Source organism: Bradyrhizobium sp. 87 (genome assembly GCF_023073015.1).
Classification (GTDB): Bacteria; Pseudomonadota; Alphaproteobacteria; order Rhizobiales; family Xanthobacteraceae; genus Bradyrhizobium; species Bradyrhizobium canariense_D.
Window position 1 is genome coordinate 151,939 of the sequence record NZ_JADPIQ010000128.1, and the last position, 19,842, is coordinate 171,780.

Genomic DNA, 19,842 nt, shown 5'->3' on the forward strand with positions numbered 1-19,842 from the left:
TACCGGGGGAGAGGGCGCAGCAACGAGCAGCGCGCGCTCACGTGCCGGCGGGCACCTGGTCCAGAAATCCCGTGATGCTCCTGATACGGCCGTCCTTCAGCACGGCGAAATCCGTACCCTTGATCGGGCTGTCGATGCCGTCAGGACCAAGGCCCCAACTGAAGCGGACATGGTCGCCGTAGCCGTTGGGCTCGCCGATCAGCTTGAATTTGAAATCGGGGAAGCGCTGCTGCACGCCTGCGATCAGCGCATCGACGCCGTCATGGCCGTCGCCCTTCATCAGGGGATCGACATAGCTCGCATCCGCCGTCCAGTTCTGGCTCAGCAGTTCGCGCCGGCGGTCAGCTGCACGTTCGTTCCAGAGATCGATGTAGCGGCGAGCGATGGTGATGGGATCGGTCATTGTCGTCTCCTTCGATGGCGCCGTGTCGTTCGGCTGACATGATTATCGAAGGTTTGCGCGCGCTGATCGATTACCTCGGAGGTCATGCGCATGATGCGGGAAAGTGTGAAGCGGTTTCCCGATCGGATCATGCGCCGACAAGCGCGCGCAAATGTTTGTCGCGAACTTACTTGGCCGCCGTGACCATGATTTCGACGGTGTATTGTGCCGCCGCGAGCTTGGCTTCGACGGTGGCGCGTGCCGGCGTGTTGCCGGGCGAGACCCAGGCGTCCCACACCGCGTTCATCTCGCCAAACGTCTTCATGTCGGTGATGTAGATCGTGGCCGAAAGAAGTTTGGACTTGTCGGTGCCGGCCTTGGCGAGATGGCTGTCGATAGTCGCCAGAATGTCCTGGGTCTGCTTCGTCACGCTTTCGCCGGCGGCGTTGTTGGCGACGACACCGGCGAGATAGACTGTGTTACCGTGCACGACGACCTGGCTCATGCGCGGGCCGGTTTCAAGACGCTGAATGCTCATTGGGGGTCTCCTTTGAATGGCGGCCCTGTCTAGCGCAGCGGCTTGCCCTGTGCCACCCCAGGCACGCATGCGTTGCCGGGCACGCATGCGTTGCCAGGCACGCATGCGTCATCGGCGATGCCTGAGTTGCACTTCAGGGAAACTGGCCGAAGAACGTCCAGATCGTTTCGGCTGCGTCGATGTCGCCGTTCTGCGACCCGAGCAAGCTGGCGGCGACCTTCGGGAAGCGGGCATCCGGAGAAAATCCGGGCATGCGATGACCGCCTTGATTGATGCGATAAAGCACGACGTCGTGCCCTTCAGGACAGCGCGAGGAGATCCGCGTCACCGTGGACTGGTCTGCTGGCGCCCGGTCGGGCAAATCGGTCATGTCGGCATTATCGGTCTCGCAGCCGTTGAGCTTGCGCCAGAACGCAAGCGTCTCGTCGGTGGACCAAAAACTGTCTGCGGCATAATAGCTCGATCCGCGGCCGCCTTCGTAGGGGACCAGCGGATCGGCCGTGCCGTTCATCAGCAGCATCGGCAACGGCCGCGACGGATGGCACGTGACAGCGGTCTCATCAGTGAGGTTCATGCTCACGCTCGCGCCGGCAGCAAACAGATCGGCTCGGGCGCAGACCAGCGTCATTGCCATGGCGCCGCCATTGGAGATGCCGGTGACATAGACGCGGCGAGGATCGGCGGTGCCGTTCGCCACCAGCTTCTCGACGAGCTTTGCGATGAAGGCGACGTCGTCGGTACCCGCGGGCGGGCCACGGAGCGCCGGTCCCGCCTTGGTCCTCGCATCGGCCCATGCGTGGTTGAGGCCATCAGGAAAGACCACCGCAAACCCTTCGCGCTTTGCGACCTGCGGCCACGCTGTCCGCGTCATCATGTCGGCTCCGCGCTGCGTCTTGCCGTGCAGCACGACGACGAGCGGCACGAGCCGCTTCGACGGCAGTTGCACAGTGTAGGACCGCTTCACACCGTCAATATCGATCGTATCCGCGGACGCAGCCGAGGCAGCGGCTAATGCCGCAACAAACGCCCCGATGCGCAGCCGCGGCCGCATCATCTAGCCCACGGCCTTCGCCGCGGCCCGGCCCGCATTGCGGCCCGAGAACAGGCAGCCGCCGAGGAACGTGCCTTCCAGCGAACGATAGCCGTGCACGCCGCCGCCGCCGAAGCCGGCGGCTTCGCCGGCTGCATAGAGGCCGGGGATGACGCTGCCCTCCTCGCCGAACACGCGCGAAGAGAGGTCGGTCTCGAAACCGCCGAGCGTCTTGCGGGTGAGGATGTTGAGCTTGACCGCGATCAGCGGCCCTTGCGCGGGATCGAGGATGCGGTGAGGGGAGGCGGTGCGGATCAGTCTGTCGCCGATATAGCGCCGCGCATTGTGAATGTTCATCACCTGCGCATCCTTGACGTAAGGGTTGGCGATCTCTCGGTCGCGCGCCTCGATCTGCATCCTGATGTGCTCGAGCTTGAGGAGGTCGCTGCCGGCCAGCTTGTTCATGGCCGCAACGAGATCCTCGATCTTGTCGCGCACGATGAAGTCGACACCATGGCTTTTGAACGCTTCCACCGGCGCCGGCGCGCCCTTGTTGGTGGCGCGCTTGATGGTCATACGCCAGCTCTTGCCGGTGAGGTCGGGATTCTGCTCCGAGCCCGACAGCGCAAACTCCTTCTTGATGATGCTCTGGGTCAGGATGAACCAGGAATAATCGTAGCCGGTGGACATGATGTATTGGAGCTGGCCGAGCGTGTCGGAGCCGGGAAACAACGGCGCCGGCAGGCGCGTGCCGGTGGCGTCGAACCACATCGAGGAGGGGCCGGGCAGGATGCGGATGCCGTGGCGCGGCCAGATCGGTGACCAGTTCTGGATGCCTTCGACATAATGCCACATGCGGTCGCGGTTGATCAGCCGCGCGCCTGCTTTCTCGGTGATGCCGATCATGCGGCCGTCGACATGCTCGGGCACGCCGGAGATCATGAATTTCGGCGGCGCGCCGAGTCGCTTCGGCCAGTTCTGCCGCACCAGCTCGTGATTGCCGCCGATGCCGCCGGACGCCACGATCACGGCTTGGGCCTTCAACGCAAACTCGCCGACAACATTGCGCGACGAACTCTTGCCGCGCTCGACATTGTCGGGGGCGAGAATGGCGCCGCCGACGCCATCCACCGTACCGTTGGTGATCGAGAGCGCATCGACGCGATGGCGGAACCGAAAGCTCAGCCGGCCGCTTCTGACCGCCTCGCGCGCCCGGCGCTCGAACGGCTCGACGATGCCGGGCCCGGTGCCCCAGGTGACATGAAAGCGCGGCACCGAATTGCCGTGGCCCATCGCGTCATAACCACCGCGCTCGGCCCATCCGACCACGGGGAAAATGCGATGGCCCATCGCTCGCAGCCATGCACGCTTCTCGCCGGCCGCGAACGCCACATAGGCGTCGGCCCATTGCCGCGGCCAGAAATCCTCGTCGCGGTCGAAGCCGGCGGTGCCGAGCCAGTCCTGCATCGCGAGGTCGAAGGAGTCCTTGATGCCGAGCCGGCGCTGCTCCGGCGAATCGACCAGGAATAATCCGCCGAACGACCAGAACGCCTGGCCGCCGAGCGACTGCTCGCCCTCCTGGTCGACCACGATTACGCGCTTGCCGGCGTCCGCGATCTCGGTTGCGGCCACCAGGCCCGACAGTCCTGCGCCGACAACGATGACGTCAGTCTCTTCAGCCATCTGTTCGGCCATATGTTTCCCCCTCCATGTGTTTCGCCCTCCACAGGTTCCTCCCTGTAGTTGCCCGGATTGAAGCCGGCGGTTGCAACTGAGATCAAGAGGACGGCGCGTAAGACATCGTTAACTTGTTCCACTTCGGGAAAAAGACCGGCTGAGTGCAGCGCCGGCGCAACACTGGATTTGAATTTGTTTTGAGCGAGCCGGCATGCCTAGACAAAACCGCGGTTACGACGGACCCTAGCAGGGCATCACCACCTGACACACAGATTCGAATTCGACTGGGGCGGGGGCCAATGAAGTTTCTGACGGGGTTGCTTGCGGCGGTTCTCCTGATCGCGAGCATGGGCGCTTCTCACGCGGTGGTTCGGATCGCGGATGACCGCGGCGGCCGGATCGGAACCTACGTCGACAAATACCAGGACCTGCGACAGTCGGGCGATACCGTCATCATCGACGGTCTCTGCGCCTCTGCCTGCACCATCGTCCTCGGCGCCATCCCGCCTGACCGCATCTGCGTGACGTCGCACGCCACACTGGGCTTCCACGCCGCGTGGGATTTCGGCAGCAACGGCCGCGCCGTCACCAATACCGAAGCGACCCAGATGCTCTATGCGATGTATCCCTCGCAGGTGAAGCGCTGGATCAATCAGCGCGGCGGCCTCACCCCGCATATGCTCTTCCTGAAGGGCCGGCAGCTCCAGGCTATGTACAAGCCTTGCTACCTCGACGCGCAGGCCTCGGCCAACAAGCCATCGTCGCGGTAGGCCGCGGCAGTCATTCGCCTTTCACTAATCTGTCGTCATGGCCGGGCTTGTCCCGGCCATCCACGTTCTTGGGCCCGGCTGGAAAGTCCGTGGATGCCCGGGCCTTCGCCTCGCGGAAGCGGCTTCGGCCGCGCAAGCCCGGCATGACGGAGAACCTCCGTATCACAAGTTCTCCAGCCCGCCCGCCGCGCTTGCCCGGCCCGGTCCCAGCGCCTATTTGAAAGGCAGGGAACCCTTCACCCCGATCGTTGTCATGGCTCAACCACTGCACCCTACCCATCCTGTATCGGACAATTCGCCCACTGCCGGCCGGACGCCGGTCGTGCTGCTGTTGGCAGGTGCTGGCGTCGGCGGCCTGGTCGTGCTCGGCGCGCTCGCGCTCTGGTTCCACTACGGCAGCCAGGTGTTCTTCGAAATGATCAGGACCGGTCTTGCCGCCTGCTTCTGACACGCGACAGGAAGTTTTCCGCTCATGAGCCCTACCGCCCGTCCGCTGGTGATCGCGACCGCCTTCGCCGCAAGCCTCGTCCTCGGGCTGCTGATCGTATTCTGGGCCATGGGCGGGGTCGGCAAGGTGGCGCAGCCGGCCGCGATCGGCGGCCCGTTCCAGCTCACCGACCAGAACGGCAAGACCGTCACCGACAAGAACCTCAAGGGCAAGCCGACCCTGATCTTCTTCGGCTACACCCATTGTCCCGACGTCTGCCCAACCTCGCTGTTCGAGATCTCGGAAGTGCTGCGCGCGATGGGCAAGGACGCCGACAAGGTCAATGCCGTCTTCATCTCGGTCGATCCCGAGCGCGATACGCCGGCCGCGATGAAGGATTATCTGTCGAGCTTCGACCCGCACCTCGAAGGGCTGAGCGGCGATCCTGCCGAGACCGCCAAGGTGATCACCTCCTACCGGGTCTATGCCAAGAAGGTCCCGACCAAGGACGGCGACTACACCATGGACCACACGGCGCTGATCTATCTGATGGATCGCGACGGCCGCTTCGTCTCGCCGTTCAACCTGAAGCGCACGCCGGAAGAAGCCGCAGGGGAGTTGAAGCGGTATCTGTAGGCTTCCCTATTGACCGCAATCCGCGCTCGCGTTCCCGGCCGGATGGGCTATAAGGCCCTCCGATCCCAACGAAAATCGTTCATTTCAGCCGATGGCTCCATCGCAACAGGCGAAATCGTCCAAATCCGCCCGTGGCTTGCTGACCGGGCTGATCGTCGGCGTCTGCGCGCTCGCTGCTGCGCCGTCCGCGCAGGCGCAGGCCCCGGCCAAGCAGCCCCCAACGGCGCCGCAAGCCTCACCTCAGGTCGCGCCGCAAGCCGCCCCGCAGGCGGTGCCGGGTTTCTGGGACCCGCGGCGGCGGCCGGAGCGGCCGGACCTGTCGCGCCTGACCGTGATCCGTTTCCTGACCGAGACCGACTATCCGCCGTTCAACTACACCGGCGCCGACGGTAATCCGGCCGGCTTCAACGTCGACTTCGCGCGCGCGCTGTGCGAGGAGATCAAGGTCACTTGCACGGTGCAGATGCGGCGCTTCGAGACGCTGGTCGATGCGCTCGCCTCCAACCGGGGCGATGCCATCATCGCCTCGATGGCGGTGAGTCCGCAGCTCCGCGCCCGGGTCGACTTCACCGATCCCTATTACCGCGTGCCTGCGCGCTTTGCTTCGCGCAAGGACGCGGTGATGCCGGAGATCCGGCCCGAATATCTCGAAGGCAAGAAGGTCGGCGTCATCGCCGGCTCCGCGCATGAGGCCTATCTCAAGGCCCTGTTCACCGACGCCGAGCTGCACCCTTATCCCAACGACGACGCTATGCGCGGCGCCTTGCGCAAGGGCGAGGTCGATTTCATCTTCGGCGACGCCATCGCGCTCGCGTTCTGGATCAACGGCACGGATTCCGGCGATTGCTGCGCCTTCTCCGGCGGCCCCTTCGTCGAGAGCCGTTTCTTCGGCGAGGGCATTGGCATCGCCGTACGCAAGGGCAACGACGTGCTGCGCCAGGCCCTGAACTGGGCGATGTTCCGCGTCTGGGAGAAGGGCCGCTACACCGATCTGTGGCTGCGGTATTTCTCGGTGAGCCCGTTCTAGTCCCAGGCGCCGTTGCCAATTCCTCATCCTGACGAGCTTGCGTAGCAAGCGTCTCGAAGGATGACGGCCCCGCTGGTGGCCGGGCCCTTCGAGACCCGCGCTTCGCGGGCACCTCAGGATGAGGATATGTCGTATCCGCGACACCGGCGCATTAACCGTCCGCTCATCCTTTTCGTCAAAATAGCACCGCTCTGGCCGCAGCGTCGCTCGCGGAGCGGCCTTCCGCGTGGTGAAATCGAGCTTCGGCTTCGAGTGGTGTGATGCGTAACATAATGATCTTCGCGGCGATCATGATCGGCCTCGGCACCTTCATGGCGCAGATGGCGGACAGGATGAGCTCCGCCTCGGCGACGTCGGTGCCGCGTACGGTCGCAGTCGCGTCCACCGCGGCGGCCGGCGGCCGCAGCCTCAACATCCCCCGCGACGGCCGCGGCCACTTCCAAACCGAGGGCCGGATCGAAGGCCAGCGCATCGGCTTCATGGTCGACACCGGCGCCTCCGTGGTCGCGCTGAACGAGACCTCGGCCGTCCGCTTCGGCCTGCGTCCCTCGCGCAGCGATTACAACGCCACCGTCTCCACCGCCAACGGCACCATCAAGGCCGCGCGCACTCGCATCGCCATGCTCGATGTCGGCGGCCTAATCGTGCGCGACGTCGATGCCATGGTGCTGCCCGACGAAGCACTGTCCGAGAACCTGCTCGGTCTCTCCTTCCTCTCCCGCCTCAGGCGCTTCGAATACGCCAACGGTCAGATGGTGCTGGAGCAGTAAAGGTCCTCCCAAAGGCGACGGCGACACATATTTCAAGAAAATCTCTATTTCGATCGCTCTCGCGGACAGATTTCCCCGTTACCAAACTGCCGCAATTATCATCCATAAGCTGCCATTCCCGCCTTCCGCTGCAGCCCGGCATTCGCTAAGGCTGCATCAAATCCTGGCTCTTTTTTCACGAGACCGTCTCAATGTTCCCCAAGCCGAAATCCGTGTTGCTGCCCAACACCTATGCCTTCGAATCCGAGCCGATGGTGAAGGCCACGGGCTTTCGCGAATACGACGCGCGCTGGCTGTTCCAGAAGGAAATCAACCTGATGGGAATCCAGGCGCTCGGCATGGGGCTGGGCGCGCTGATCGCAGAACTCGGCGTCAGCCAGGAGATCGTCACCGGTCATGATTTCCGCGGCTATTCGGCCTCGATCAAATATGCGCTGATCTCCGGCCTGATGGCAGCAGGCTGCAAGGTGCACGACATCGGGCTCGCGGTGACGCCGATGGCCTATTTCGCGCAGTTCGACCTCGACGTGCCCTGCTGCGCCATGGTCACGGCCTCGCACAACGACAATGGCTGGACCGGCGTGAAGATGGGCGCCAACCGCCCGCTGACCTTCGGTCCCGACGAGATGACGCGGCTGAAGGAGATCGTGCTGGGCGCCGAGTTCAAGAACAAGGCCGGCGGCTCCTATCAATTCCACGAGAATTATCCGGCGCGCTACATCGCCGATCTCACCAGCCGCCCGAAGCTCAAGCGCAAGCTCAAGGTTGTCGCGGCCTGCGGCAACGGTACCGCCGGCGCATTCGCGCCGCAGGTGCTGGAGGCGATCGGCTGCGAGGTGATCCCGCTCGACACCGAGCTCGACCACACCTTCCCGAAATACAATCCGAACCCCGAAGACATGGAGATGCTGCACGCGATCCGCGACGCGGTGCTGCAGCACAAGGCCGATGTGGGTCTCGGCTTCGACGGCGACGGCGATCGCTGCGGCGTCGTCGACAACACCGGCGAGGAGATCTTTGCCGACAAGGTCGGCGTGATGCTGGCGCGCGACATGTCCGCGATCCACAAGGACGCGCAGTTCATCGTCGACGTGAAGTCGACCGGCCTGTTCATCACCGATCCGGTGCTGCAGAAGCAGGGTGCAAAAACCACCTACTGGAAGACCGGCCATTCCTACATGAAGCGCCGCACCCATGAGACGGGTGCGCTCGCCGGCTTCGAGAAGTCCGGCCACTTCTTCTTCAACAAGCCGTATGGACGCGGCTATGACGACGGTCTCGTCTCGGCGCTGGCGATCTGCGATATGCTTGACCGCGCCCCCGGCAAGTCGATGGCCGATCTCAAGAACGCGCTGCCGAAGACCTGGTCGTCGCCGACGATGTCGCCGCATTGCGCCGACGAGACCAAATACGGCGTCATCGACAAGGTGGTGAAGCACTTCGAGGCCTTGCAGGCCAAGGGCGCCAAGATCGGCGGCCAGTCGATCCGCGATCTCGTCACCGTCAACGGCGTCCGCGTCACGGTCGAGGACGGCAGCTGGGGCCTGGTGCGTGCCTCCTCCAACAAGCCCGAGCTCGTTGTCGTGGTCGAGAGCCCGGTCTCCGAGCAGCGCATGCACGACATGTTCGAGATGGTGAACAGCGTGCTGCGCACCCATCCCGAAGTCGGCGAGTACAATCAGAAGATTTGAGGCGCGAGGCTAGTCTCACCTGCTGTCATGCCCCGGCTTGACCGGGGCATCCAGTACGCGGCTTATCCGAACCCCATCATCGTCTCTGGAATACTGGATCGCCCGGTCAAGCCGGGCGATGACAGTTTGCGTGTGGTGAGCCTTAAGCCGCAACCACAGCCGGGATCGGCAGCGCGGTGACCGACTTGATCTTCTCCATCGCGAAGCGCGAGGTGACGTTCTTCAGCGGCACGGCGCTGATCAGTTTCTTGTAGAACACGTCATAGGCCTGCATGTCCGCGACGACGACGCGCAGCATGTAATCGACGTCGCCGGCCATGCGATAGAACTCCATCACCTCAGGCATGGCGCTGACGGCGTCGGCGAACCTCTTGAGCCAGGCGTCGGAATGGTCGGAGCTCTCGACCGACACGAACACGGAGATGCCGAGCCCGATCTTGTTCTGGTCGACCAGCGCCACCCGCTTGGTAATCACGCCGTCGGCCTCCAAGCGCTGGATGCGCTTCCAGCAGGGGGTCGAGGACAGGCCGACGCGGTCGCCAATCTCGGCGACGGAGAGGGAGGCATCGTCCTGCAGCACCATCAGAATCTTGCGGTCGATGGCGTCGAGGCGGCGGCTGGTCTCGGGGAGTGGGACGGCGAGATCGGTCATTTGAAGAACTTTGTTCCATTTCAAGGGACGTTTTCCCTGATATAGAGAAAATCTTTCTATAGCAAGTCTATAATCTTGGCGCCCGCTCCAACGTCGCCGCCGGCGACGTGCTCAAAAGCTCTTCAACTTCAACGCGTTGCGGGGCGGCCAGGCCGCCACCAGGACGGGTGCATTTCAGCGCCGCGGCGGCCGCGGCGAATCGCAGCGCCTGCCGCACGCCGCCACCTTCGGCGAAGCGAAGCGTGAAGGCGCCATGGAAGACGTCGCCGGCGCCGAGCGTATCGACGGCCTGAACCGGGAAGGCCGGCGTCTGCTCCAATGCGCCGGTCTCGTTCAGCCAGATCGTGCCATACGGACCGCGGGTGGCGGCGAGGAAGGCGGGCGTGAGCGCGGCCAGGCGCTTCAATGCCGCGCCGTCATCGGGGATGCCGGCTGTCTCCTGCAACTGGTCACTGGCGAACAGCAGATGTGAGGCGGCCGTGAGCAGGCTGTCCTGCAACGACATCGCGCGGTCGACGCCGACGATGACGGCAATGCCGCGCCGGCGTGCCTCGGTGCAGAGCGAAGTTGCGAACGCGGCGCAGCGGCTTTCGACGAGAACCGCCCGGCAATCGGCGAGCAGCTTGTCGGCGTCGGGCAGCTCGACTGTCCACAGGGCCGGATCGCGATAGATCGTGAGCGTTCGCTCGCCCGTCGCGTCAATGATGATGGCAGAGACGGGCGTGCTCGCATCAGGTATGCGCACGATATGGCTTGTGTCGATATTTTCGGATGTCATGCGGTCGAGAATGAAGCCGCTCGACGTCTCCTGCGCATCGCCCATCGGACCTGCGAACGCGACGCGGCCACCAAGCCGAGCGATAGCGATCGCGGCATTGAGTGCGTTGCCGCCGCAAATCTCCGCGAGATGCCTGGCATTCGCCTTGCTGCCGCGCGCGGGCACGGTTTCGACACGAAAGGTCAGGTCGCGCACGGGAATGCCGATGCAGAGGATGCGCGGCGCGATCCCTGGTGCAGCCATCTCCGTCTCAGCTCTTGTCGTGCACCCAGCGGCCGAGCAGGTGATGCGCAATCGCAAACGGATGCGGGCCGGCGAGCCCGTCAGGATGCGTCCGCGTCAGCATCAAGGCCGCCTCCTCGCGCGTGAACCAGCGCGCATCCTCCAACTCGGAGTGATCGACGACGATGTCCTCGCTCACCGCCCGCGCGCTGCACCCGATCATCAGCGACGACGGATAGGGCCAGGGCTGGGTCATGTAATATTGCACCTCGGTGCAGCGAATGCCGGATTCTTCGAAAATCTCGCGGCGCACCGCGTCCTCGATGGTTTCGGCGGCCTCGACGAAGCCGGCGAGGCAGGAATACATGCCCGGCGGAAACTGCTTCTGGCGGCCGAGCAGGCATTTGTCGCCGGCGGCGACGTGCATGATCACGACAGGGTCGGTGCGCGGGAAATGCTCGGCCTTGCAACTCGGGCACTCCCGCTTCCAGCCGCCTTCCTTCATCGCGGTACGCGTGCCGCAATTGGCGCAATAGCCGTGGCGCTGATGCCAGCTCACCATCGACTTCGCCATCGCGATCGCCGACAGCTCCTGCGGCGGCACCGCGCCCTGCATCGCCATGCCGCGCAGCTCGCTGAGGGCGTAGTCCTCGCGCCCGATCAGCTTCTCGGACGCGGCCTGCGACAGGCCCATCCCGAACATCGCGGCGCCGCCGCGCAAGCCTAAGAAGATCGTGCCGGGATTGGCGCCGCATTTCAACGCCTCGTCGATTCCGAGCAGCGCGCGCACTTTGTCGCCCTCGCGCTTCACCAGCAGTGAGTCGCGATAGACCACATAGGCGCGCGACGACGGCTTCTGCTCCATCGCGAACAGCTTTTCGTCGTCGCGGCGCAGATGCGCGGCGCGGTCGAGAATGTTGGTGACGAAGGCGGGTTGTCCCAGTGGAAACGAGTCGAATGCTGACATTTCTTGTTCTTTCAACCCAACCAGATCTTGCGGCGAAGCGCGCTGATGAAACTCTGCACCTCGGTGGCGTCGTGCGCCAAGGGCTGCATCACGCCCCAGACCGGCCGCGGCCAGGCGGCGTCACTGGTGCGGCGCGCGATGATGTGGACGTGAAGCTGCGGCACGAGGTTACCGAGTGCCGCGATGTTGAGCTTGTCGCATTGGGTGATCTCCTTCAGCGCGCGCGAGACGCGGGAGATCTCCGTCATCAATTGCGCCTGCTGCACCTCGTCGAGGTCGATGATCTCCACCGCGTCGGCGCGTCGCGGCACCAGCAGCAGCCAGGGATAATGCGCGTCCTTGATGACCAAGACCTTGCACAGCGGCAAATCGCCGATGTCGATAGTGTCCTCTTTCAGGCGGGAGTGCAGCGACCAGGCGGGTTCGGACATAAAGGTTTCCGGATGGCCCGATGGGATCGGGCATGGCGGGGCGGAACCCCTGAATATTTGCTGCGACCATACGATACGGAATCTGATTGGGGAAGGATGGCGCTCCGCAGAGGCGGCATACGCGATCGTCGTCCTGGACAAGCGCAGCGCCGATCCAGGACCCATTACCATCGGATTGGGTTTGGCGAAGATTCGGGGTTACCGACCTCGTGCCGCAACTTCTCTTTGGGGCAATGGGTCCTGGCTTTCGCCAGGACGACGGTGGGGGCGTGCCTTTACCCCTCCGCCAACACCCGCGCATTGGCGCGGACCGAGGCTTCGCTGACGCGGATGCCGAGGCCGGCACCGTCCGGCACCACGACGTGGCCGCCGCGATTGGCGACGCGCTCTTCCAGCACGTCCTCGGTCAGCACATGATGCGGCATGTAGAATTCGCAGCCGAGCGAGATGCCCGGCGTCGCGGCGATCAGCTGCGTGCCGGCGGCAAGCCCGATGCCGCCCTCCCACAGCGTGCCGCCATAGCCGGGCAGGCCCGCGATGTCAGCGATCGCCATGATCGCCTGCGCCTCGAACAGGCCGCCGGCCTTCATCAGCTTGATCGAGACGGCATCTGCCGCCTCGCGGCGCACCACCTCCATCATGTCGCGGCGGTCGAAACAGCTTTCGTCGGCGAGCACCGGCGTTTCCAGCGCCGCGGTGAGCTGCGCCATCACGTCGAGAAATTTGCGCGGCACCGGCTGCTCGATGAAGGTCGGCGCAAACTGCTCGATATCGCGCAGGATTTTGATGGCGCCGAACGGCGCCAGCGCCTGGTTGTAATCGACGCGTAGATCGACCTTGTCGCCGAATTCTTTCCGGATCGCCGCGAGATGATCGAGATCCTCGCGATGCGGCTTCACGCCGGTCTTGACCTTGTAGATCAAATTGCCGTCCGGAACCATCTTCCGCATGCGTTCGAGATCGGCGGCGAAATCCGGATCGGCGATCGAGAACGACAGCGGGATCGTGTCGCGTACGCGCCCGCCGAGCAGGTCGGCGACCGAAAGTCCCGACGACTTGCCGACGATGTCGAGCAGCGCCATCTCGATCGCGACCTTGGCTTCGGCATGTCCGACCAGCGCACGATCGAGCTCGGCCATCAGCGCGCGGATGCGGCGCACCGACTTGCCGAGCACGATTGGCCGCAAATAGATGTCGAGCGCGGCGAACGCCGCTTCCGGCGTTCCCGTGAACACTTCCCATGGTGCCGCCTCGCCCCAGCCGATCACGCCGTCGCTCGACGTGAGCTCCAGCAGCACGCGCTTCACCGTACCCTTGACGTTGCCGACGCCCTGGAGGCGCGCCATCTTGATCGGGCTCTCGATCAGGAACAGCCTGAGACGTTCGATGGTGGCTTCGGTCATGTCAGGCCTCCATTGACGTGCCAGACCTGGCCGGTGACGTAGGATGCTTTTGGGGATGCCAGGAAGGCGATGATCTCGGCGACTTCCTCCGGTCGCCCGCGGCGGCCCATCGGGATCAGCGTCTCGGTCGCGGCGATCTGCTCGGGTGTAAGCCGGCTTTCGCTGGGCTTGTCCTTGACGATCAGGCCCGGCGCGACGGCGTTGACGGTGATGCCCTCCCTGGCGAGCTCGACTGCGGTGAGCCGCACCAGCGCTTCGAGCGCGGAGCGGCTCGCGGCCGTCGCTGCAAAGGGCGCGAACTCCGGCCGGATCGCGTGAGCGACGAACGACGACACCGCCACGATCCGCGAATCTCGCCCTGCACGCAGCAGCGGCAGCGCGGCGTCCACCAACCGTGTGAACGCCAGCGCCGACTCGTCCATTGCCTTGCGGAACTGATCCGCCGGCGTACCGATGGCGCTGCCGCGCCGGGCATGGCCGCCGATCAGGATCAATCCGTCGAGCCGGCCGAAGGCACGTTGCGTAGCGGCGACGGTGTCGGTGGCCGCGGTCTCCTCGGCGAGATCGCCGAGGCATTTTGCGACGATCGCGCCTTGCGCTTCGGCTTCCGCCGCCGTGGCGTCGAGGCCGGCTGCGTTGGAGCGCGTGTGCAGCAGCAGCGCAGTGCCGGGCCCCGCGAGCAGTTTTGCGGTGGCGCGGCCGATGCCGCTGGCGGCGCCGGTGACAAGATAGACGCGATCGATTTCGGACATCACGATGCCGTTGTAACCGGCGGCAGCGCGCCGGTGCGGTGGAAATGGCTGAGGAACGCGCGCGTCGCTCCTTCCTGCGGATTGTCGATCACCTGTCGCGCCGGGCCTTCCTCGACCACGACGCCGTCGCGCATGAAGATCAGACGGTCGGCGACTTCGCGGGCAAAGGCGATCTCGTGGGTGACGATCACCATGGTCATGCCCTCCGACGCCAGCTGCTGCATGACGTTCAAGACCTCGCCGACAAGCTCGGGATCGAGCGCGGAGGTGACCTCGTCGAACAGCATCACGTCCGGCTCCATGGCGAGCGCCCGCGCAATCGCGACGCGCTGCTTCTGTCCGCCGGAGAGCGTTGCCGGATATTGGTCGGCCTTCTCTGCAAGGCCCACCTTCGTGAGTTGGGCCCGCGCCAGCTTCTCGGCGTCCGCCTTGGCCATGCGCCGCACCGTGACCGGTCCCTCCATCACGTTCTGCAGCGTCGTCATGTGCGGGAACAGATTGAAATGCTGGAACACCATGCCGGTGGTGGTACGGAATTTGGCCAGCGTCTTCACATCGGGGAGCTTCGTACCCTCGCCGAACGAAAAGCGGGTGTCGCCGACGCGAACGCTGCCGCCGTCGGGCGTCACCAGGAGGTTGATGCAGCGGAGCAGCGTCGACTTGCCGGAGCCGGACGGGCCGATCAGCGCCACGACGCCGCCCTTCGCGACATCCAGGCTGATGCTCTTCAAAACCTCGTTGCTGCCAAAGCTTTTGCGCAGCGCCCGGATCTCGATCTTGGAAGAGGTGTCGCTCATTCGCCGACCGCCAGTCGCTTCTCGCCGCGCCGGACCATGATGGTCAGGGGGATCAGGATCGCCGCATAGGCGACCGCGACGGCGGTGTAGGTTTCCAGCGGACGGTAGCTGTCATGGGCGGCGACCTGGCTCTGATAGACCAGATCAGGCACCGCCAGCACCGAGACCAGCGAGGTGTTCTTGAACTGGATGATCGACTGGTTCATCAGCGCCGGGATCATGCGCTTGATCGCCTGCGGCAGCACGATGCGCCGCATGCTCTGTCCCGGGGTCATACCGAGCGCGGCACCGGCTTCGGACTGGCCGCGGTCGATCGAGATGATGCCGCCGCGGATGATCTCCGAATAGAACGAGCCGCCATAGAGCGACAGCGCCAGCGCCGACGCCGTGATTGGGGTCATCTCGACACCCGCCAGGATCGGCAGCGCGTAATAGAACCAGATCAGCTGCACCAGGATCGGCGTGCAGCGGAACGCCTCGATGAAGGTGAGCGCGAGCAGGCGCACCGCGCGAAAGCGCGACAGGGTGCCGAACGCGCCGAACAGGCCGAAGACGAGGCCAAGCACGACGATGACCACGGTGAAGCCTACGGTGACGCCGAGCCCGTTGAGAAAGAGCCAGCGATAGCTCCAGAGGATGCCGAAGTCCCACTGATACATGCGTGTGTTACTCGTCGAACGCCTTGACCGCCGGCATTGTCGTCCGGGGCGATGCGAAGCATCGAGCCCGGAATCTCGAGATTCCGGGTTCGCCCTTTGGGCGCCCCGGAATGACAGTGGAAGACTACAGCGAAACGCCCGGCGGAATGTCCGCCTCGGTCACGCCCACCAGCTCCATGTTGGTGATGATGGCGTTGCGAATGAAGCCGAGGCCTTTGTTGAAGTCGATCCAGGTGTTGACGTAGTCGCGCCAGGTCTTGTCGGTCTCGCGGCGGAAGCCGGCGTTCGACGTGGTAGCAAAGATCGGCGTCGGCAGCACGAACTGGCCCAGCGAGGGATTTTTCTTCAGCACCGTGAGCGACAGCATGGTGATCAGGCACTGCGCGTCGACGCGGCCGGTCTGGAGCGCGGCGGTAGCGTCGTCGGCGGTCTTCAGCCGCGAGATCTGCGCCTTCGGCGTCAGGCGGCTCACGACTTGGTCGTGCGAGGAGCCCTGGTCGACCGCGATCTTGATGTCGGGCGAGTTCAGCTCGGCCCAGCTCTTCGGCTTGAAGTCCTTCTTGCAGAGGATGCCGAAGGCGTTGTTGAAGACCGGCACCGAGAAGTCGACCACCAGCGCGCGCTTCGGGGTCGGGTTGAGGCCGAAGAAGATGTCGATCTTGTTGGACTGCAGGTCGAGCACCGAATTGCCCCAGGTGGTCTCGGTGATCTCGAGCTCGGCCTCCATGTCCTCGGCGAGCGCCTTGGCGATGTCGACGTAAAAGCCTTTCCACTGGCCGGTCGAAAGATCCTTCATGTAATAGGGCGCGCCGCCGCCGACCGCGCCGATCCGCATCTTCTTGGTGCGGCGGATGCGGGCGAAGGTCGATTCGTTGGTATCGGCGGTCTGCGCCACGGCAGGGGAGGCCAGCGTCGCCGCGCCAATCGCGCCAAGTCCGACAATCGATGCAACATCACGACGTGTAACCATTGGGATCAATCGCTTTTCTGTTGGAAGAAGTTCCGGCAGCGTTCTTACCAAGGCGCCTCCGGCAGTGAAAGCACAGCCTATCGGCTGGGCAGACCAGGAATTGCCCGGATGCTGGGCAAGCCACCATGAAGCCGCGCCTGTTCAAGCCGATACCCGCTTGCTTTCCGGTCCTTTTGGCCCCAAATAGGGGCCGGGAGATTGGCGGTGGACGAGCCACTCGCCAACCGGGTCAGGTCCGGAAGGAAGCAGCCCTAACGAGGTCCGGATCGGGTCGCTCGTCAGTCTCCTACCTGTTTTTCCGAGCGAATTGCGCCGGCGGCTCGGGCCGCCAGCGCGCTCCTTTCCGCAAAGCCGGCCGAAAGACACTTCATTGCGGATCGACCGATGACCGACGCTGGCGCCCCTCCCAACCCTGACAGCGCCGGCCGGGCCAGCACGCCCTACCGGGTGCTGGCGCGGAAATACCGTCCTTCCTCGTTCGACGATCTGATCGGCCAGGAAGCCGTGGTCCGCACCGTCTCAAATGCGTTCGAGACCGGTCGCATTCCGCAGGCCTGGATTCTCACCGGCGTCCGCGGGGTCGGCAAGACCACCACTGCGCGCATCCTTGCCCGCGCGCTCAACTACGAGATGCCGGATGGCTCGGTGAAGGGCCCGACGGTCCAGATGCCGACGCTCGGCGTGCATTGCCAGGCCATCATGGAAAGCCGGCACATGGACGTGCTGGAGATGGACGCGGCCTCGCACACCGGCGTGGACGACGTCCGTCAGATCAATGACAGCGTCCGCTACGCGCCGGCCAGCGCCCGCTACAAGGTCTACATCATCGACGAAGTCCACATGCTGTCGACGGCGGCGTTCAACGCCTTCCTGAAGACGCTGGAGGAACCGCCGGAGCACGCCAAGTTCGTGTTCGCAACGACCGAGATCCGCAAGGTTCCGGTCACGGTGCTGTCGCGCTGCCAGCGTTTTGACCTGCGCCGCGTCGAGGCCGACGTGCTGATGAAGCATCTGGCCAACATCGCGGCCAAGGAAAACGTCGAGATCGAGCCCGAAGCACTAGGTATCATCGCACGCGCCGCGGAAGGCTCGGTGCGCGATTCGCTCTCGCTGCTCGATCAGGCGATCGCGCATGCGGCAGGCACCGTGAAGGCCGATGCCGTCAGGCAGATGCTGGGGCTCGCCGACCGCACCCGTGTCATCGATCTTTTCGATTCTCTGGCGCGTGGCGACATCGCGTCCGCGTTTAGGGAGTTCCGCGACCAGTACGACGTCGGCGCCGATCCGATCGTCGTGCTCTCGGATCTCGCCGAATTCGTCAATTTCGTCACCCGCGTGAAGATCGTGCCGGCGACCGCCGACAACGTCGCCTATGGCGAGACCGAGCGCGTGCGCGCGCGGGATTTCGCCTCGAAGATCTCGATGCGCGTGCTGTCGCGGATGTGGCAGATGCTGCTCAAGGGCATCACCGAGGTGCAGGCCGCGACGCGGCCCGCCGCAGCCGCCGAGATGGTGCTGGTGCGCATCGCCTATGTCGCCGACCTGCCGACGCCTGACGAAGCGATCAAGATGCTGGAGCAGAACGGCGGTGGTTCGCCGGTCGTGAGCGGCGGCAGTGCCGCGCGCAACGCGCCGGCCGGGCCGGTGGCGTCCGCGGCTCCCGTTCGCATGCCGAATTCGTCACCGTCCTCGTTCGGCGGCGGTGGTGCTCGTCCGCAGATGGCAACACCCGCGCCGGATCCGCAAGCTGCCACGCCCGTGTTGCGCGTCACGAGCTTCACCCAGCTCGTTGCCCTGGCCGGGCAGAAGCGCGACCTCCTGACCAAGGGCGCGCTCGAAGGCGACATGCGCCTCGTTCGTTTCGAGGAGGGCCGGCTGGAAGTCGCGCTCGAGCCGAACGCCTCCAAGACCATGATTTCCGATCTCGCGCGAAAATTCGAGCTCTGGACCGGGCGCCGCTGGACCGTGATCGTCTCCAACGAGCCGGGCCAGCCGACGCTGCGCTCGGTAAGCCAGGCGGCCAAGCAGGAACATGCGCGCACCGCCGAGGCCGATCCGCGCGTGCGCGAGGTGCTGTCGCGGTTTCCGGGTGCGAAGGTCGTCGAGGTCCGCAGGCTTGCCCCCGAGGCGCCGGAATCCGATATTAACGCCGACTATGGCAGTGACGATCCGCCCGACGGTTCCGACGGCGACGATCTCTAGAGCATGATCCGGAAAAAGCGTGCAGCGCTTTTCCGACTGGATCACGCTCAAAACAATCAGCGAAGGCGCGACGATGAGTCATCGCGCCAACCAAGGACAGCACCGATGGTCGATATTTTCGGCATGATGAAGCAGGCGCAGCAGCTGCAATCCAAGATGCAGGAGATGCAGGACCAGCTCGCCAACGTCGAGGTCGAGGGCATCTCCGGCGGCGGTCTCGTCGCCGTGCGCATGACCGCGAAGATGGACGTCAAGGGCGTCAAGATCGATCCTTCGCTGATGAAGGCGGAAGAGCGCGAGGTGCTCGAGGATCTGCTCGTCACCGCCTTCGGCGAGGCCCGCCGCAAGGCGGAAGCCGCCATGCAGGAGAAGATGCAGTCGCTCACCGGCGGGCTCGGTCTGCCGCCGGGGCTGTCGGGGCTGTTCGGCCAGTAGGATGGGCGCTGTTGCGGGTCCTGAAATCGAGCGGCTGGTCCAGCTTCTCGCGCGGCTGCCGGGCCTCGGTCCGCGCTCGGCGCGGCGCGCCGCGTTGCATCTGATCAAGAAGCGCGAAGCGCTGATGATACCGCTGTCCTCGGCCATGCAGGTCGCGCTCGAGAAGGTCCAGGTCTGCAAGACCTGCGGCAACATCGACACGCAAAGTCCCTGCACGGTCTGCACCGATCCGAGGCGCGACCCCTCGATCATCGTCGTCGTCGCCGACGTTGCCGATCTCTGGGCGCTGGAACGGGCCAATGCCACTCAAGGGCGCTATCACGTGCTGGGTGCGACATTGTCGCCGCTCGACGGCGTCGGCCCGCAGGACCTCACCATCGAGGCGCTGGTCGCGCGCGCGCATGAGGCACAGGTGCATGAGGTCATCCTGGCGCTGAATGCCACCGTCGACGGCCAGACCACGGCACATTACATCACCGACCTGCTTCAGGACGCCAACGTAAAAGTAACCCGGCTCGCCCATGGTGTGCCGGTCGGCGGCGAGCTTGATTATCTCGATGAAGGTACGCTATCGGCCGCGATGCGGCAGCGCACCCTGTTCTAGCCATCCAGACTTACGGAACGGA

At 64.6% G+C, this 19,842-nt stretch carries 22 protein-coding genes and 1 other RNA gene; 10 read left to right on the forward strand and 13 right to left on the reverse strand.

The window, feature by feature from the left end:
- Window positions 1-37 precede the first annotated feature (37 nt).
- The 4 genes from IVB50_RS32065 to IVB50_RS32080 all read right to left on the reverse strand — a co-directional run bounded on the left by IVB50_RS32065 (window position 38) and on the right by IVB50_RS32080 (window position 3,633).
- Window positions 38-403 carry a nuclear transport factor 2 family protein gene (locus IVB50_RS32065; protein ID WP_018452997.1) on the reverse strand — a complete coding sequence of 122 codons (366 nt, stop codon included), beginning with the start codon at window positions 401-403 and terminating at the stop codon, window positions 38-40.
- Window positions 404-569: 166 nt separating this feature from the next.
- The gene (locus IVB50_RS32070; protein ID WP_007599359.1) at window positions 570-920 is read right to left on the reverse strand and encodes a RidA family protein; all 351 of its coding nucleotides are present in this window, start codon (window positions 918-920) and stop codon (window positions 570-572) included.
- Window positions 921-1,053: 133 nt separating this feature from the next.
- Entirely contained in the window at window positions 1,054-1,974 is a 921-nt protein-coding gene (locus IVB50_RS32075) for a PHB depolymerase family esterase (protein WP_204512766.1), read from the reverse strand.
- Window positions 1,975-3,633 (reverse strand): FAD-binding dehydrogenase, encoded by a 1,659-nt coding sequence (locus tag IVB50_RS32080; RefSeq protein WP_026232436.1) that lies wholly within the window; start codon window positions 3,631-3,633, stop codon window positions 1,975-1,977.
- A 293-nt stretch (window positions 3,634-3,926) separates the two neighbouring features.
- Between IVB50_RS32080 and IVB50_RS32085 the strand changes: the two genes are divergently transcribed.
- The 6 genes from IVB50_RS32085 (at window position 3,927) to IVB50_RS32110 (ending at window position 8,948) form a co-directional block, all read left to right on the forward strand.
- The gene (locus IVB50_RS32085) at window positions 3,927-4,397 is read left to right on the forward strand and encodes a hypothetical protein (RefSeq protein WP_018453000.1); all 471 of its coding nucleotides are present in this window, start codon (window positions 3,927-3,929) and stop codon (window positions 4,395-4,397) included.
- A 253-nt stretch (window positions 4,398-4,650) separates the two neighbouring features.
- Entirely contained in the window at window positions 4,651-4,845 is a 195-nt protein-coding gene (locus IVB50_RS32090; RefSeq protein ID WP_026232437.1) for a hypothetical protein, read from the forward strand.
- Between the two features lie 24 nt (window positions 4,846-4,869).
- The gene (locus tag IVB50_RS32095; protein WP_018453003.1) at window positions 4,870-5,460 is read left to right on the forward strand and encodes an SCO family protein; all 591 of its coding nucleotides are present in this window, start codon (window positions 4,870-4,872) and stop codon (window positions 5,458-5,460) included.
- A gap of 91 nt (window positions 5,461-5,551) precedes the next feature.
- Window positions 5,552-6,487, forward strand: a complete 936-nt coding sequence (locus tag IVB50_RS32100) for a transporter substrate-binding domain-containing protein (RefSeq protein WP_018453004.1) — start codon at window positions 5,552-5,554, stop codon at window positions 6,485-6,487.
- Window positions 6,488-6,747: 260 nt separating this feature from the next.
- The gene (locus IVB50_RS32105; protein WP_247299213.1) at window positions 6,748-7,257 is read left to right on the forward strand and encodes a TIGR02281 family clan AA aspartic protease; all 510 of its coding nucleotides are present in this window, start codon (window positions 6,748-6,750) and stop codon (window positions 7,255-7,257) included.
- 191 nt (window positions 7,258-7,448) lie between these two features.
- Entirely contained in the window at window positions 7,449-8,948 is a 1,500-nt protein-coding gene (locus IVB50_RS32110) for a phosphomannomutase/phosphoglucomutase (protein WP_018453006.1), read from the forward strand.
- Between the two features lie 142 nt (window positions 8,949-9,090).
- Here IVB50_RS32110 and IVB50_RS32115 read toward each other — a convergent pair whose 3' ends face one another.
- From IVB50_RS32115 to IVB50_RS32155, 9 genes are all read right to left on the reverse strand, one after another.
- Complete coding sequence (locus IVB50_RS32115; RefSeq protein WP_018453007.1) at window positions 9,091-9,600, reverse strand: Lrp/AsnC family transcriptional regulator; 510 nt, start codon at window positions 9,598-9,600, stop codon at window positions 9,091-9,093.
- Window positions 9,601-9,667: 67 nt separating this feature from the next.
- A complete protein-coding gene (locus IVB50_RS32120) occupies window positions 9,668-10,621 on the reverse strand; it encodes a sugar kinase (protein ID WP_018453008.1) in 954 nt (317 codons plus the stop codon).
- A 7-nt stretch (window positions 10,622-10,628) separates the two neighbouring features.
- Window positions 10,629-11,567, reverse strand: coding sequence for an NAD(+) diphosphatase (gene nudC / locus IVB50_RS32125; RefSeq protein ID WP_018453009.1), 939 nt, complete (start codon window positions 11,565-11,567; stop codon window positions 10,629-10,631).
- Between the two features lie 11 nt (window positions 11,568-11,578).
- Complete coding sequence (locus IVB50_RS32130; protein ID WP_018453010.1) at window positions 11,579-11,998, reverse strand: HIT family protein; 420 nt, start codon at window positions 11,996-11,998, stop codon at window positions 11,579-11,581.
- Window positions 11,999-12,273: 275 nt separating this feature from the next.
- A complete protein-coding gene (locus IVB50_RS32135; protein WP_018453011.1) occupies window positions 12,274-13,401 on the reverse strand; it encodes a muconate cycloisomerase family protein in 1,128 nt (375 codons plus the stop codon).
- Complete coding sequence (locus IVB50_RS32140; RefSeq protein ID WP_018453012.1) at window positions 13,398-14,153, reverse strand: SDR family oxidoreductase; 756 nt, start codon at window positions 14,151-14,153, stop codon at window positions 13,398-13,400. Before IVB50_RS32140 ends, IVB50_RS32135 begins: the two co-directional genes overlap by 4 nt.
- Window positions 14,153-14,950 (reverse strand): amino acid ABC transporter ATP-binding protein, encoded by a 798-nt coding sequence (locus tag IVB50_RS32145; RefSeq protein ID WP_018453013.1) that lies wholly within the window; start codon window positions 14,948-14,950, stop codon window positions 14,153-14,155. Before IVB50_RS32145 ends, IVB50_RS32140 begins: the two co-directional genes overlap by 1 nt.
- A complete protein-coding gene (locus tag IVB50_RS32150; RefSeq protein ID WP_018453014.1) occupies window positions 14,947-15,609 on the reverse strand; it encodes an amino acid ABC transporter permease in 663 nt (220 codons plus the stop codon). The genes IVB50_RS32145 and IVB50_RS32150 overlap by 4 nt, the downstream gene beginning before the upstream one ends.
- Before the next feature lie 124 nt (window positions 15,610-15,733).
- Window positions 15,734-16,579 (reverse strand): transporter substrate-binding domain-containing protein, encoded by an 846-nt coding sequence (locus IVB50_RS32155; RefSeq protein WP_018453015.1) that lies wholly within the window; start codon window positions 16,577-16,579, stop codon window positions 15,734-15,736.
- A gap of 193 nt (window positions 16,580-16,772) precedes the next feature.
- On the opposite strand from IVB50_RS32155, the gene ffs reads away from it, so the two are divergent.
- From ffs to recR, 4 genes are all read left to right on the forward strand, one after another.
- Window positions 16,773-16,869, forward strand: an RNA gene (gene ffs, locus IVB50_RS32160) — signal recognition particle sRNA small type.
- Window positions 16,870-16,963: 94 nt separating this feature from the next.
- Window positions 16,964-18,781: a DNA polymerase III subunit gamma/tau gene (locus IVB50_RS32165; protein ID WP_018453016.1), complete on the forward strand. Its 1,818-nt coding sequence runs from the start codon at window positions 16,964-16,966 to the stop codon at window positions 18,779-18,781.
- A 105-nt stretch (window positions 18,782-18,886) separates the two neighbouring features.
- Window positions 18,887-19,216 carry a YbaB/EbfC family nucleoid-associated protein gene (locus IVB50_RS32170; protein ID WP_007597704.1) on the forward strand — a complete coding sequence of 110 codons (330 nt, stop codon included), beginning with the start codon at window positions 18,887-18,889 and terminating at the stop codon, window positions 19,214-19,216.
- A 1-nt stretch (window position 19,217) separates the two neighbouring features.
- Window positions 19,218-19,820, forward strand: coding sequence for a recombination mediator RecR (recR, locus tag IVB50_RS32175; RefSeq protein ID WP_018453017.1), 603 nt, complete (start codon window positions 19,218-19,220; stop codon window positions 19,818-19,820).
- Window positions 19,821-19,842: the final 22 nt, after the last annotated feature.

What these genes read in the sequence shown, in the direction of transcription:
- IVB50_RS32165 (WP_018453016.1), top strand. Translation starts at nt 16,964, where the DNA reads ATGACCGACGCTGGCGCCCCTCCCAACCCTGACAGCGCCGGCCGGGCC.
- IVB50_RS32155 (WP_018453015.1), bottom strand. Translation starts at nt 16,579, where the DNA reads ATGGTTACACGTCGTGATGTTGCATCGATTGTCGGACTTGGCGCGATT.
- IVB50_RS32085 (WP_018453000.1), top strand. Translation starts at nt 3,927, where the DNA reads ATGAAGTTTCTGACGGGGTTGCTTGCGGCGGTTCTCCTGATCGCGAGC.
- IVB50_RS32145 (WP_018453013.1), bottom strand. Translation starts at nt 14,950, where the DNA reads ATGAGCGACACCTCTTCCAAGATCGAGATCCGGGCGCTGCGCAAAAGC.
- IVB50_RS32135 (WP_018453011.1), bottom strand. Translation starts at nt 13,401, where the DNA reads ATGACCGAAGCCACCATCGAACGTCTCAGGCTGTTCCTGATCGAGAGC.
- IVB50_RS32075 (WP_204512766.1), bottom strand. Translation starts at nt 1,974, where the DNA reads ATGATGCGGCCGCGGCTGCGCATCGGGGCGTTTGTTGCGGCATTAGCC.
- IVB50_RS32115 (WP_018453007.1), bottom strand. Translation starts at nt 9,600, where the DNA reads ATGACCGATCTCGCCGTCCCACTCCCCGAGACCAGCCGCCGCCTCGAC.
- IVB50_RS32130 (WP_018453010.1), bottom strand. Translation starts at nt 11,998, where the DNA reads ATGTCCGAACCCGCCTGGTCGCTGCACTCCCGCCTGAAAGAGGACACT.
- nudC (WP_018453009.1), bottom strand. Translation starts at nt 11,567, where the DNA reads ATGTCAGCATTCGACTCGTTTCCACTGGGACAACCCGCCTTCGTCACC.
- IVB50_RS32150 (WP_018453014.1), bottom strand. Translation starts at nt 15,609, where the DNA reads ATGTATCAGTGGGACTTCGGCATCCTCTGGAGCTATCGCTGGCTCTTT.
- IVB50_RS32110 (WP_018453006.1), top strand. Translation starts at nt 7,449, where the DNA reads ATGTTCCCCAAGCCGAAATCCGTGTTGCTGCCCAACACCTATGCCTTC.
- IVB50_RS32080 (WP_026232436.1), bottom strand. Translation starts at nt 3,633, where the DNA reads ATGGCTGAAGAGACTGACGTCATCGTTGTCGGCGCAGGACTGTCGGGC.
- IVB50_RS32090 (WP_026232437.1), top strand. Translation starts at nt 4,651, where the DNA reads ATGGCTCAACCACTGCACCCTACCCATCCTGTATCGGACAATTCGCCC.
- IVB50_RS32100 (WP_018453004.1), top strand. Translation starts at nt 5,552, where the DNA reads ATGGCTCCATCGCAACAGGCGAAATCGTCCAAATCCGCCCGTGGCTTG.
- IVB50_RS32170 (WP_007597704.1), top strand. Translation starts at nt 18,887, where the DNA reads ATGGTCGATATTTTCGGCATGATGAAGCAGGCGCAGCAGCTGCAATCC.
- IVB50_RS32070 (WP_007599359.1), bottom strand. Translation starts at nt 920, where the DNA reads ATGAGCATTCAGCGTCTTGAAACCGGCCCGCGCATGAGCCAGGTCGTC.
- IVB50_RS32120 (WP_018453008.1), bottom strand. Translation starts at nt 10,621, where the DNA reads ATGGCTGCACCAGGGATCGCGCCGCGCATCCTCTGCATCGGCATTCCC.
- recR (WP_018453017.1), top strand. Translation starts at nt 19,218, where the DNA reads ATGGGCGCTGTTGCGGGTCCTGAAATCGAGCGGCTGGTCCAGCTTCTC.
- IVB50_RS32105 (WP_247299213.1), top strand. Translation starts at nt 6,748, where the DNA reads ATGCGTAACATAATGATCTTCGCGGCGATCATGATCGGCCTCGGCACC.
- IVB50_RS32140 (WP_018453012.1), bottom strand. Translation starts at nt 14,153, where the DNA reads ATGTCCGAAATCGATCGCGTCTATCTTGTCACCGGCGCCGCCAGCGGC.
- IVB50_RS32095 (WP_018453003.1), top strand. Translation starts at nt 4,870, where the DNA reads ATGAGCCCTACCGCCCGTCCGCTGGTGATCGCGACCGCCTTCGCCGCA.
- IVB50_RS32065 (WP_018452997.1), bottom strand. Translation starts at nt 403, where the DNA reads ATGACCGATCCCATCACCATCGCTCGCCGCTACATCGATCTCTGGAAC.